The organism is Butyrivibrio hungatei NK4A153 (genome assembly GCF_000424465.1).
In the GTDB taxonomy this organism is placed as follows: Bacteria; Bacillota; Clostridia; order Lachnospirales; family Lachnospiraceae; genus Butyrivibrio; species Butyrivibrio hungatei_A.
On sequence record NZ_AUJY01000001.1, the window covers coordinates 340,840 to 353,964 of the forward strand.

The 13,125-nt window shown below is 41.1% G+C and carries 10 protein-coding genes and 1 other RNA gene; all 11 read left to right on the plus strand.

Annotation, left to right across the window (positions count from 1 at the left end; all coding sequences use genetic code 11):
- Positions 1-2 precede the first annotated feature (2 nt).
- Entirely contained in the window at positions 3-845 is an 843-nt protein-coding gene (locus G628_RS0101595; protein ID WP_034461991.1) for an HAD-IIA family hydrolase, read from the plus strand.
- Positions 846-1,232: 387 nt separating this feature from the next.
- Entirely contained in the window at positions 1,233-1,922 is a 690-nt protein-coding gene (locus tag G628_RS16100; protein WP_051198943.1) for a thiamine diphosphokinase, read from the plus strand.
- A 27-nt stretch (positions 1,923-1,949) separates the two neighbouring features.
- The gene (locus tag G628_RS0101605; protein WP_027208294.1) at positions 1,950-3,122 is read left to right on the plus strand and encodes a cation diffusion facilitator family transporter; all 1,173 of its coding nucleotides are present in this window, start codon (positions 1,950-1,952) and stop codon (positions 3,120-3,122) included.
- Positions 3,123-3,141: 19 nt separating this feature from the next.
- Positions 3,142-4,866, plus strand: coding sequence for a DUF4153 domain-containing protein (locus G628_RS0101610; protein ID WP_026655061.1), 1,725 nt, complete (start codon positions 3,142-3,144; stop codon positions 4,864-4,866).
- Between the two features lie 104 nt (positions 4,867-4,970).
- A complete protein-coding gene (gene gpmI / locus G628_RS0101615) occupies positions 4,971-6,518 on the plus strand; it encodes a 2,3-bisphosphoglycerate-independent phosphoglycerate mutase (RefSeq protein WP_026655059.1) in 1,548 nt (515 codons plus the stop codon).
- A gap of 78 nt (positions 6,519-6,596) precedes the next feature.
- Positions 6,597-6,839 (plus strand): preprotein translocase subunit SecG, encoded by a 243-nt coding sequence (secG, locus tag G628_RS0101620; RefSeq protein ID WP_026655058.1) that lies wholly within the window; start codon positions 6,597-6,599, stop codon positions 6,837-6,839.
- An 83-nt stretch (positions 6,840-6,922) separates the two neighbouring features.
- Positions 6,923-9,373 (plus strand): ribonuclease R, encoded by a 2,451-nt coding sequence (rnr, locus tag G628_RS16105; RefSeq protein ID WP_034500502.1) that lies wholly within the window; start codon positions 6,923-6,925, stop codon positions 9,371-9,373.
- A 12-nt stretch (positions 9,374-9,385) separates the two neighbouring features.
- Positions 9,386-9,853, plus strand: coding sequence for an SsrA-binding protein SmpB (gene smpB / locus G628_RS0101630; RefSeq protein WP_026512786.1), 468 nt, complete (start codon positions 9,386-9,388; stop codon positions 9,851-9,853).
- An 82-nt stretch (positions 9,854-9,935) separates the two neighbouring features.
- Positions 9,936-10,291: a transfer-messenger RNA gene (gene ssrA / locus G628_RS18370) on the plus strand.
- Positions 10,292-10,355: 64 nt separating this feature from the next.
- Positions 10,356-12,038: a glycoside hydrolase family 3 protein gene (locus G628_RS16110; RefSeq protein ID WP_081670515.1), complete on the plus strand. Its 1,683-nt coding sequence runs from the start codon at positions 10,356-10,358 to the stop codon at positions 12,036-12,038.
- Positions 12,039-12,226: 188 nt separating this feature from the next.
- Complete coding sequence (proB, locus tag G628_RS0101640; protein WP_026655055.1) at positions 12,227-13,027, plus strand: glutamate 5-kinase; 801 nt, start codon at positions 12,227-12,229, stop codon at positions 13,025-13,027.
- Positions 13,028-13,125: the final 98 nt, after the last annotated feature.

Consider the following 13,125-nt stretch of genomic DNA (forward strand, 5'->3'; position numbering starts at 1 on the left):
AAATGTTTAGCTTGGAGAATAAGAAAAAAATACTTAATAACACGGATCTGTTTGTACTTGATATGGACGGAACCTTCTATCTTGAAAATGACATATTGGATGGCTCACTTGACTTTCTGGAAGCGGTGAAAAGAGCCGGCAAAAGATATATCTTTTTTACCAATAATTCATCTACTTCTTCTGAGGAGTACATCAAGAAACTTGCGCGAATGAACTGCCATATCACGAGTGATATGATCATGACATCGGGAGATGTGATGATAAAATTTTTGCAGACAAAGTATCAGGGAAAATCAGTGTATCTTCTCGGTACAGAGCCGCTCAGAAAGAGCTTTGTCGATGCGGGAATAAATCTGTATGATGCAAAGACGGGAGTATCTGCGGATGGAAGGAAAGCAGAGCGTCCCGATATCGTTGTTGTCGGATTTGACAAGACTCTTACTTATGAGACTCTTACAAATGCGTGCATATATATACGAGAGGGAGCAACTTTTCTTGCGACACATCTGGATATCAATTGTCCTGTGAAAAACGGATTTATCCCCGATTGCGGCGCAATATGTGCGGCGATTGAACTTTCTACTGGAGTTAAGCCAAGATTTGTCGGAAAGCCTTTTAAAGAAACGGTTGATATGATAGTTGCATCTACGGGAATTTCTGCTGAAAGAATTGCATTTGTAGGGGACAGAATATATACGGACGTTGCGACCGGTGTAAATAACGGCGCAATGGGAGTTCTGGTTCTTACGGGCGAGACCAAAAAAGAGGATATTCCTACATCTAAAGTGCAACCTGATGTGGTATTTGCTTCGATTAAAGAGATGGGAGAATTGCTTTCAGAGTAATAAATATTTGTATAAAAAGTTAAACAGGGCGGAAATCTTGCGATTTCTGCCCTGTTTAGAAAAGAGAGAAAAGTGGGGGTTTACTTTGAGGATAGCTTAAACAGTGGTTGTGATTACTTTTAACCACAATCTGATTTTATTTAATTTTTTTGATTATGTCTATGCCTATAAGCACAAAGTGTAATTTTTGCAAGATTTCGTTCATATTAGTGTACAAATTAATTAGTAGGCTAAAATTAGCCTATCAAAGTAAGCAAGCGGAATGTGTGTACTTTTCCGTAACACGCAATATTATTTAAAATAAATTAGCTTTATGATATAGTTAAAAATACCTGTTATGAAAGTATTGTTTTAGTTACGAAATATCATACAACTGAGGGAAATGTAGTGAATAATAATAGAATTGAGCCTAAATGTGTAATAATTTCCGCCGGAAGTTTTGTTCCGGTTGATATAAAACTCAATGAAGGTGATTATCTTATTGCATGTGACGCAGGTTTTGCATATGCGGAGCAACTGGGACTTTTGCCCAATCTTATTGTGGGTGACTTTGATTCGACGGCTGAGCTTGGTCCACAGGCTCTTAGAAGCCTTGAAGAGATCGCCGAGTCGGATCCGGACAGAATCCTGCGCCTTGATGTGAGAAAGGATGATACCGATACCATCAAAGCTGTTAAGATAGCTCTTTCAAAAGGCTATAAAAAGATATACCTGTACGGTGCTCTGGGCGGGGCACGTTTCGACCATAGTTTTGCTAATGTACAGACTTTGTTGTATATTAAACATAACGGCGGAACGGGATATATCATGGAGCATGATAAGATGCTCATGATTGCGGAGAACGAAACTATTAAGTTTAACAGAGGAAATACGGGGTATCTTTCAGTTTTTTCGCTTTCCGAAAAATCCTACGAAGTAACTTTAAAAGGACTAATGTATACGCTTGATAAGGGGACTCTTACAAGTGATTTTCCGCTTGGTGTCAGTAATGAGTTTATCATTGATGAGGAGGCGGAGGTATCTGTGGGCAGAGGGACACTTCTGATATGTATTCATTTTTTTGAAGACAACAGATAATGGCTGCTTGCAATACTCTGTACATGTATGATCTGTTTTCTTGCAAAGTTTTTCATAAAAGACTATACGCAGGTTAAGAATGCGAAAGTCAGGCAGCAATACGGCGTGCTTTCCGGGGCTGTCGGAATTTTTTTGAATCTGATTCTTTTTGTATCTAAATTGATCGCTGGATTTATTACCGGATCGATTTCAATTATGGCAGATGCCTTAAATAATCTTTCGGATGTTGGTTCATCCGTTGTGACTCTTGTGGGCTTCAGGCTTTCGGGGCATGAAGCTGACGAGGAACATCCCTTCGGACATGGAAGAATTGAATATATTGCGGGACTTATAGTTGCGCTTCTTATTATTCTCATGGGAGTTGAGCTTATCCGTACATCATTTGGGAAAATACTCAATCCCGGAGAGATAAGCTTTGATCCTGTTGTGGCAGGTATTCTGATCTTTGCCATATTTGTCAAATTTTTGATGTACATGGGAAATAAGAAAGCTGCAAAGAAGATAGAGAGCCCTGCGCTTAATAATACGGCTCTTGACAGTATTTCCGATGTTTTTACAACAACCGTCGTACTTGTATGTGCGATAATTACGAGCAAAACAGGTATTGTTCTTGATGGCTATGTGGGAATACTGGTTGGAATACTCATTGTAAAAACGGGACTTGATGCCGCAAAAGATACGATCAATCCGCTCTTGGGAGAGCCACCCAGTAAAGAGCTTGTAAAAGAAATTGAAGAGACGGTTCTTTTACACGAAAATATTCTCGGAGTGCATGACCTTGTGATACACAATTACGGTCCTACGGGACTTTTTATGTCGCTTCATGCCGAAGTTGACGGAAGACTCGATCTTGTGACCGTTCATGATTTTATCGATGATATAGAGAATGAACTCAGGGCCAAATACAGCTGCGAGGTTGTTATACATATGGATCCCGTAGTTATAGGAGATAAGGACACCGACAGATTAAAGCGCAAAGTGAGCTGCATTGTAAAAAATCTTGATCCTGAGCTTAAATTTCACGATTTCAGGCTTAAACATTCAAATGATAAGGGGCACAGGGTTGCGTTTGATCTGAGCGTTCCATACAAATACAGTATGAAAGACGATGAAATAACCGCATATCTCGAAGATAGAATAAAGAGGGTGGAACCCGATATCGAATGCGATATTACCATAGATAAGACAGAGAAGGCATAAAGAGAGTTAAGGAGGAAGTATGTTGGGACTTAGAAAAATCAAAAACGGTTTTGTTGAAATTGTAAAAGAACATCCGGTTTCAGTTATAAGCGTACTGATAGCAACAATTCTGTACAGCTTCATTTGCGATGGCGGAAGTGATGATGCAACGCGCATTGTCAGATGCCTTGCCATATTCTTTTTGATATTTGCTTTGGGAGCGATTCCCTGTGAAGCTTTTCGTGTATATAAAATAAAAAGCGGTGAGAATCATATTTTTAAGAATAAGAGATATCTGGCCATCAGTGCTGCGGTCATGGTTTTTAGCACGATACTTGGTGTTTTGACGGCATTATTTTTTACATACGGGCACAATACAATTGCGGAAAAAATTGGTGTTTCGGAGTTTACTGTAGATCTCTGGGAGGAATACGATTACAGGATCGTGGCATGTTTTGCGGTCGCTGTGATATGCGTGTCTTTATACCTGTTCTTAAAAAAGAGCGGTTGTACGTTTGAAGAATATACTGCAAAGGCTTTTTGCGGTCTTATGAAAGCGGAGATTGTTTTTTGCGTCGTTCTTATCGGTCTTATGATGATCATAGGGGCGTTTAGTGCACTTATATTTGAAGTTGATTTTAGCGTTTATGAGCGCGTGTGGATATTGCTTCTCGGATTTGTTCAGTATCCTTGCATGCTTATGGGGATTTCCAAGACTGAGGATGAAATCTCTAAGTTTGGCAAAGTGATGCTAAGCTACGTGCTTACAGGTCTTTTGGCAATTGCATTTGTGATCATCTATGCCTATATAATCAAAGTGATCGTAAAATGGATGTTTCCGATGTATATGGTGTTTGGTATTCTTACATCGCTCTTTGGCTTTGGCGTGTTTATATGGACGATGGCTCAGGGAATATGCGAAGAGAGCATGAGAAAAATTTTTAAATTTATGCCGCTTCTTTTTATTCCTTGCATCATCATGGAAATCGTGAGTCTTGGAAGGCAGATTTACATATATGGTCTTACACTTGCAAGATACGCGGGTATTGCAGCTATTGTATTTGAGATCGCATATTTTGTTTTGTATATATACAACATGAAAAAAGAGAAGAACGCTATGCCGGTTGTATTTTGCATAGTAATTGCGGTTTCTTACGTAGCTCTTTTGGCTCCCGGAATAAATGCTTATTCTGCGGTTATTGCGTCTCATAAGGGGAACGTGATGAAGTATCTTGCGAATAACAAAGAAAATATTTCCACGCATGCCGTTTCGGAGTCATACAGAACCATTGCGTATTCATGCGGAGCTGCGGGAAAAAATTATATACATAAAAAGCTAAGCGACGAGCAGAATAATGCAATGATCGAACTTGCGGGAACCGAATATCATCCGGCCGGTGGAACTACATATATCTATGCAAACAGAAATGATGATAATTGTTTTGATATTTCCGGCGGATATGAGAAGCTATATATTGTCGATATTGCATATTCCGGTTCTGAGGATGGGGATTCAGGCCGTTATGAGTATGACGTTACCTGCGGAGAAGAGAAGGTAGGTGTTGTCAATCTTGAAGATTTGATAAAAAAACTTGTTAATCTGGAAAAAGCGGGAGCAGGCAGTGAGGAACTTAATTCTGTCATTGAGGAGCCTGTTGCGCTTAACGACGGCGGAAAACTTATTATTTCTTATATCAGTATAGATTGTAATGAGGAAGACGGCCGTGTCAAAAGAGTAGATTCAAACGGTTATGTACTAAAATAAACTTATCTTGTCATTTTGGTACTGTTTGAGATATACTATCCAAGGAAAAAATTAATTTATTAGTATTTTAATCGCATTAAGCGTAGATATGGAGGAATATATAAATGAAAGGTTCAAAGCCAACAGTTCTTTTGATTCTTGACGGATACGGAATCAACCCTAATCCTGAGGGAAATGCTATTGCAATGGCAAAGACTCCTGTGATGGATTCACTTATGAAGGAATATCCTTTTGTACAGGGAAATGCCAGCGGACTTGCGGTAGGTCTTCCTGACGGACAGATGGGTAATTCAGAGGTTGGACACATGAATATGGGTGCCGGCAGAATTGTGTATCAGGAGCTCACAAGAATCACAAAGTCTATCGAGGATGGTGATTTCTTCACAAATGAAGGGCTTATGGTTGCAATTAATAATTGTAAGGCAAATGATTCTGCACTTCACATGTACGGACTTGTTTCAGATGGTGGTGTACACAGCCATATTACACATATTTACGGACTTCTTGAGCTTGCTAAGAAGAACGGTCTCAGCAAAGTATATGTACATTGCTTCCTTGACGGAAGAGATACTCCTCCGGAGAGCGGAATTGATTTCGTTCAGCAGCTTGAAGATAAGATGAAGGAACTTGGCGTAGGTCAGATTGCTTCTATTTCCGGCCGTTACTATGCTATGGACAGAGATAATAACTATGACCGTGTTGAGTTTGCATACAATGCGCTTACAAAGGGCGAGGGTAATAAGGCAGACAGCGCACACGAGTGCATGGTTCAGACATATAAGGATGGCAAGACAGATGAGTTCGTTATTCCTACAGTTATCATGAAGAACGGCGAGCCTGTTGCTACAGTTAAGGATAAGGATTCAATCATCTTCTTTAACTTCCGTCCTGACAGAGCAAGAGAGATCACACACTGCTTCTGTGATGATGAGTTTGATAAGTTTAACAGAGGTAAGAGACCCGACGTTACTTATGTTTGCTTCACAGATTACGATCCTCTTATTCCTAATAAGGAAGTTGCATTTAAGAAGGTTCTTCTTACAAATACATTCGGTGAGTGGCTTGCAGCTAAGGGACTTAAGCAGGCTCGTATCGCTGAGACAGAGAAATATGCTCACGTAACATTCTTCTTTAACGGCGGTGTTGAGAAGCCCAACGACGGTGAGGACAGAGTACTTGTAAACAGCCCTAAGGATGTTCCCACATACGACCTTAAGCCTCAGATGAGCGCTCCTGAAGTATGCGAGAAGATTCTCGATGCTATCAATTCTCAGAAGTACGATGTTGTTGTAGCTAACTTCGCTAACCCTGACATGGTTGGACACACAGGTGTTATTCCTGCAGCTGTTCAGGCTATCGAGACAGTTGACGAGTGTGTTGGCAAGATCGTTGAAGCTATTAAGGCAACAAACGGAACAATGTTTATTTGTGCAGATCACGGTAATGCAGATATGATGATCGATTACGAGACAGGCGAGCCTTGGACAGCTCATACAACAAATCCTGTTCCTTTCATCCTTGTTAATTACGATTCTGCGTACACTCTCAGAGAGGGCGGATGCCTTGCAGATATCATTCCTACACTTATCGAGTGCATGGGAGAGAAGCAGCCTGAGGAAATGACAGGAAAGTCTTTGTTGATAAAAAAGTGATAATATGTTAAAGTATTATTTGTTCGCTAATTGCGACAAACATTTTTTTCAGTAATACGTACTGGGAGGGCTATTTTTGTGAATGCTTTAAATTACGTAGTAGGTGTAATTTTTATATTGATATGTGCCGTTCTGGTAGTTCTTGTTCTTCTTCAGGAAGGCAAGAGCCAGGGACTTGGGGCAATTCAAGGTTCAGTTGAGAATACATACTGGGGTAAGAATAAGGGACGTTCTTCAGAAGGAATGATGAAGAAGTTAACAGTTGTCCTTGCTATTCTTTTCATCTTATTAAGTGTATTTCTTGATATGAATATTATTTGATCTTTGTTTTTGATGGATTTCGGGCACTCTATTAATTTAGAGTGCCTTATTTCGTATTTGACATAATGTCGTGGAGCTTAATTATGAGTAAGGGGAAAAAACTTAAGAGAATAGAAGACAGCGTATATGGCGGAAGCAAGAAAAAATCCGCTGAGCTTATAGTGGGTAAATTTATCTCAAACGCCAGAGGATTCGGCTTTGTTAGCGTTGACGATATGGATGAGGATATTTTTATCCCCGAGGAATACGTGCACGGGGCTTATCATTCCGACACTGTTGAAGTTGAGCTTCTGAAAGAACAGACGGGTAAAAGAAAAGAAGGCCGTATCAGAAATATTCTTGTAAGAGGTATTGAAGAGATTGTCGGAACGTACCAGGCTGAGAAGAATTTTGGCTTTGTTATTCCCGACAGTGATAAGTTTACCAGTGATATTTTTATCCCGATAGAACATCATAATAAAGCTGTTACGGGCGATAAGGTTCTTGTTAAGATAACGGATTACGGAAATATCGCAAAGAGACAGAAGCCCGAGGGCAAAGTTCTTGAGATAATCGGAAATATAAACGATCCGGGTGTAGATATCCTGTCTATTGTAAAAAATAACGGAATACCTTATGAATTTCCCGAGAAAGTTATCAATCAGGCCAATAAGTGTCCCGATTCCATAAGCGAAGCTGATATGTACGGAAGAGAAGACTTAAGAGACCTCACTATGGTCACTATTGACGGTGAGGATGCCAAGGATCTTGATGATGCGGTTAGTCTCTATGTTGATGATGAGGGACTTTATCATCTGGGTGTGCATATAGCCGATGTTACAAACTATGTGCAGGAAAGCTCTGCGCTTGACAGAGAGGCGCTAAAGCGAGGAACGAGCGTGTACCTCGTAGACAGAGTTATCCCAATGCTTCCGCACAGGCTTTCTAACGGCATTTGCTCTTTAAATCACGGCGAAGACAGGCTTGCGCTCAGCTGCCTTATGACGGTTGATAAAAACGGCGGCATCGTCGATCATAATATTGTTGAGTCGGTCATTAACGTCAATGAGAGAATGTCATATACTTCGGTTGCGAAGATTCTCGAAGATGAGGATGAAGAGGAAATTGCCAAGTACAAAGATCTTGTTCCCATGTTCAAGGATATGGCGGTTCTTTCCGGTATTCTCAGAAAAAGACGTGAGAAGAAAGGTGCTATTGACTTTGATTTTCCTGAATCAAAGATTCTTCTTGATGCGGACGGAAATCCTACAGATATAGTTATGCGTGAAAGAAATACGGCAACAAAGCTTATTGAAGATTTCATGCTTGCTGCCAATCAGACTGTTGCAGAGCATTTTTATTTCATGCAGAGTCCTTTCGTGTATCGTATTCATGAACAGCCCGATCCTGAGAAGATCGCAACTCTTTCTGTTTTTGTAAATAACTTCGGGTTCCATATCAAAACCAGAAGAGATGAGGGAGTTAAGCCAAAAGAGATACAGAAACTCTTAAAGGGCATAGAAGGAACCAAAGAAGAAGCGGTAGTCAGCAGAATGACTCTTCGCAGCATGATGCAGGCTAAGTACAGCACAGACTGCACGGGACACTTCGGACTTGCGTTTGATTATTATTGCCACTTTACGTCACCGATAAGAAGATATCCCGATCTTCAGATACACAGAATAATCAAGGATCATCTTCGCGGAAGGATGAATGAGGCCAAGGTTTCTCACTATGAGGAAATTTTGGATGAAGTTGCAAAGCATTCATCCGAGATGGAACGAAGAGCGGAAGAGGCTGAGCGTGAGACTGAAAAGCTCAAGAAGGCCCAGTACATGGAAAATCATATCGGAGAGAAGTTTGAAGGTGTTATTTCCGGCGTTACTCAGTGGGGAATGTTCGTTGAACTTGAAAACTCCTGCGAGGGCATGATCAGAGCGGCTTCAATGGAAGATGATTTCTACGTGTATGATGAAACTTCGATGAAGCTTGTGGGAGAGCGATATCACAAAGAGTATACTCTCGGAATGAAAGTCATGATACGTGTTCTCGGAGCTGACAGGATTACCAAGACGATAGACTTTATGTTGATAGATCCCGATAGCGATGATGGAGATTTTTACCCTGTTGGGGATCGTTTTGTTCCAAAAGCAAGAAAGATTGCCGAGGATAAGGCAAGGAAGATCAGAAAGCTCAGTGAAGCTGCGGAAAATATAAACGAGGGTGTAGACTATTCAGAGGATGAGTTTGACGATTCGGAGGATTCTGCAAAAGAGCTTGTCAGGAAAAGACTTGTTGAATATGCGGGCAGGCTGATAGATCTTAATGAGTATGAGCCCGATCCGAGGACGGGAGAGCCTAAGCCTAAGCGCAAAAAAAGTGCTAAGGCCGGAAGAGGTTCTACGGCGAAATCATCACGTTCCGGAAGAAAAAAGACTGATGATAACGGCGAGAAGAAATCAACCCGCAAAGTTTACAAGGTGCATAAATACAAGAAGTCTGCCACGAGTAAGGCTGCAAGAAGCGCTCAGGGCAAAGGGAAAAGAAGAAAATAAAAAGGAATCATTATGGCAGAAGATAAGGCAAGAAAGCTGGTAGCCAATAACAAAAAGGCTTATCACGATTATTTTATAGAAGAAAAATACGAGGCAGGTATTGAACTTTTCGGAACGGAAGTTAAATCTATCCGCCAGGGAAAGTGCAGTATAAAAGAAGCCTGGATCAGTATTGATAAAGGTGAAGCTTTTATCATGGGAATGAATATCACTCCGTATGAGAAGGGAAACATCTTTAATAAGGATCCGCTCAGGGTTAAGAAACTTCTTTTGCACAAGACTGAGATAAGAAAACTCGACCAGCAGAAGATGGTTCAGGGATATACACTTGTTCCACTTGAAGTGTACTTTAAGAACGGCAGGGTTAAGGTCGAGATCGGTCTTGCCAAAGGTAAGAAGCTGTATGATAAACGTGCGGATATGGCCAAGAAAGACCAGCAGAGAGAAGCTGAAAAAGAATTCAAGATGAGATTTAAGTGATAAAGCTGTTGATAAATGGCTGTTTAGACGATATACTTAATAAGCAATAAGAGCCACAGGCTCTTTGCATATAATTTAATAAGGGTTAGTAAAGGTTTCGACAGGGATTTTGAAGCTGGAGAAGCTATCCGCAGGATGGTGCGTTAAACCTCAAATTAAAATTAAACGCTAACGATAATTTAGCATACGCTGCCTAAGTGCAGCCCGTCGACCCGGGTACACCTACATATCCGGTAATCGGCGTCAAAACTTGTAGGAAACGACACAGCTTAAGCTTTGCGGTTGTGGTCGTATCATGAAGCTACCGATTGTTTGCGGTTGTCAATTACTGCAGGCATGAGGGAACAGGGATGCAGAATCCCGCAATAATTGACTATGATAGTAGAAGTACAGGGGATGAATTTTTGGACACGGGTTCGACTCCCGTCTAATCCATAACTTAAAAAGCGCGTGGTTACGCGCTTTTTCAATATTCATAAATGTACAACAGAAAGGTGATCATATGAGGCGATTTACATCAATTCTTTTGGCATGCGTGATGGCAACAGGGGTATCTTGCAATAACGGTAGTTATGCAAAAGCGAAGGAGTCGGTTGAGGCTATTGCTTCATCAATGACGGTGGAACAAAAGCTGGCTCAGATGATCATGCCGTCGATGCGAACCTGGAACGATAAGGAGCTGACTTCTTTAAATTCGGAGATTACAGGTGCTCTGAAGAAATATGATTTTGGCGGAGTGATTCTTTTTTCGCAGAATACTAAGGATGCGGCTCAGACAACGAAGCTGATAAACAGCATTCAGAAAGCACATTTAAGTGGTGGTTTTAAATCCAAGATGTTTGTCGCTGTAGATCAGGAAGGCGGAAGAGTCACACGTTTAAAGACCGGTACGAAGTTGCCGGGAAACATGGCTGTTGCGGCGACGGGCGATGCTGCAAATGCTTTTAAAGCTGCAAACGTGATCGGTGAGGAATTGGCTGTGCAGGGATTTAATCTTGATTTTGCACCGGTTGTGGATGTGAACAGTAATCCGGCAAATCCCGTTATAGGTGTCAGGTCTTTTTCGGAAAATCCAAATGTTGTAACGCAGTTTGGATTGCAGTATGTAAACGGCCTTCATGGACAGAGTGTAATGACTTGTCTTAAGCATTTTCCGGGACACGGAGATACGGATGTTGACAGCCATACAGGACTTCCAAAGGTCAATAAGACTTATGAGGAGCTGGTGAAAACAGAGCTCGTTCCGTATGCTTCTCTTGCTTCGGCTTCGGATTTTATAATGACGGCGCATATTCAATACCCGCAGATAGAAAAGGAAATGTGCGTTTCAAAGTCTTCCGGACAAAAGATATATTTACCCGCGACTTTGTCAAAGAAATTTTTGACGGAGATCCTAAGAGGAAAACTTGGATATAAGGGACTTATCATTACCGATTCTATGGAGATGGATGCCATATCTACGAATTTTGACAAGGTTGATGCATCGGCCAGAGCGATAAATGCCGGCGCGGATATCATTTTGATGCCTGTAAGCCTTACTTCGTCCAAGAGTTTGAAAGATGTGGATGCGTATATTGAAGCTCTTGCGGCAAAGGTCAAAAGCGGAGAGATTTCCGAAGCAAGACTGTATGATTCTGTGATGAGAATTTTGCAGGCTAAGGATAAATACGGACTTTTGGATACTTCCGTAGAAGCTTCTCCACAGAAGGCTGCAAGCTTGGTCGGCTCTAAGCAGCATAAAGCCGTTGAATGGGAGCTTGCAACAGCAGGCGTTAAGGAAGAGAAAAATGACGGCGTTTGTCCTGTCGGAAAAGATAAGAAGGTAGTTATTTTTTATCCTAAGAAAGATGAATTATCTGCAATCAAGTCAGGTGTTCAAAAGGCAGGAGCTAAGTCTGTTACATATGTTAGCACTGAAGGCGGCTTGCCGGCTACTGCAGATTCCGATATCCAAAAAGCGGATGTGGTCGTATGCATATCTTCCTGCGCGACGGGAGAGGATCTTAAAAACACTGCTTCGGTAAATGTGCTGATTGAAAAAGCAAAGACAAGTGGCAAAAAGAGTGTGGTGCTTAGTACGAATCTTCCGTATGACCTTGCAAACTACAATAACGCAGATGCGCTGCTGACATGCTACGGACCGGGAATTAATGTGACCGCGGCGATTTACAAGTTGTTTTCGTAATAGTGGCATATTAACGGCATTCTTTATGGGACCGCTCATCGATTTTTTTAACGTCAGATTTGCGAGACCATTTCTTGAAAAAGGTAACTAATTATCTTACTTCACAGGCTCAATTTAGCAACTTCTTGACTAATTAACTATGCCAATATAAAATCAATTTATTCTGATAAAGTGAAGAAGGAACTGATATGAGCGTAAGTAAGAAGAGAATAGTTGTAAAAGTTGGAACATCTACTATAACGAATGACAGCGGAAATGTTGATATTCGTTCACTTGATCATTTATGCAGAGCACTGTCCGGTGTTGAGAATCTGGGGTACGATCTGGTACTGGTATCTTCGGGAGCGATTGCGGTAGGCGCAGGAAAGATGCGCCTTGCGCAGAAGCCCAAGGAGATAAGGCTCAAGCAGGCGGCTGCAGCGGTCGGACAGACAGAGCTCATGCATCTGTATGATAAATTCTTTGGTGAATATAACAGAATGGTCGGACAGATTTTGCTTGATAATGCGGATTTCTGTAATCCTGTAAGAAGCGAAAATCTCAAGAATACATTCGATGCACTCTTGGAAAATCATATTATTCCCATAGTTAATGAAAATGATTCGGTTAGCCATACGGAGATTGAGTCGGATAAGAAGCTCTTTTCCGACAACGATATGCTTTCTGCGCTTGTTGCTATTTTCTGTAATGCAAGTAAGCTAATTATTTTCTCTGATATTGACGGGCTTTACGACGGCAATCCCAATACGGATCCCAATGCCAAGGTTATCAGCAGAGTAGAAGAGATAACTGAAGAGCTTAAGAGCGTTGCGTCCGGATCGGGCTCAAACAGAGGAACCGGCGGAATGATCACTAAACTGGAAGCGGCAGAACTAGCTACATCACATGGAATAGACGTGCTTATTACCAACGGAAAAAACCCGGAAAAATTATATGATATTATCGAAAAAAAGAAAGTAGGAACACTTTTTGTTGCTAAAGAACAGTGATAAAGTAGCATTTTTTTAACTAATTTCTTGCAAATACTGGATAAATATATGAAATTTTTACTATTTATATTAACTCAGCTTGCTTAAATTATAATGCA

Bases quoted from the DNA above. Each gene is read 5' to 3' on its own strand.
- G628_RS0101595 (WP_034461991.1), top strand. From the start codon at position 3: ATGTTTAGCTTGGAGAATAAGAAAAAAATACTTAATAACACGGATCTG.
- G628_RS0101605 (WP_027208294.1), top strand. From the start codon at position 1,950: ATGATCTGTTTTCTTGCAAAGTTTTTCATAAAAGACTATACGCAGGTT.
- G628_RS0101610 (WP_026655061.1), top strand. From the start codon at position 3,142: ATGTTGGGACTTAGAAAAATCAAAAACGGTTTTGTTGAAATTGTAAAA.
- gpmI (WP_026655059.1), top strand. From the start codon at position 4,971: ATGAAAGGTTCAAAGCCAACAGTTCTTTTGATTCTTGACGGATACGGA.
- rnr (WP_034500502.1), top strand. From the start codon at position 6,923: ATGAGTAAGGGGAAAAAACTTAAGAGAATAGAAGACAGCGTATATGGC.
- smpB (WP_026512786.1), top strand. From the start codon at position 9,386: ATGGCAGAAGATAAGGCAAGAAAGCTGGTAGCCAATAACAAAAAGGCT.
- G628_RS16110 (WP_081670515.1), top strand. From the start codon at position 10,356: ATGAGGCGATTTACATCAATTCTTTTGGCATGCGTGATGGCAACAGGG.
- proB (WP_026655055.1), top strand. From the start codon at position 12,227: ATGAGCGTAAGTAAGAAGAGAATAGTTGTAAAAGTTGGAACATCTACT.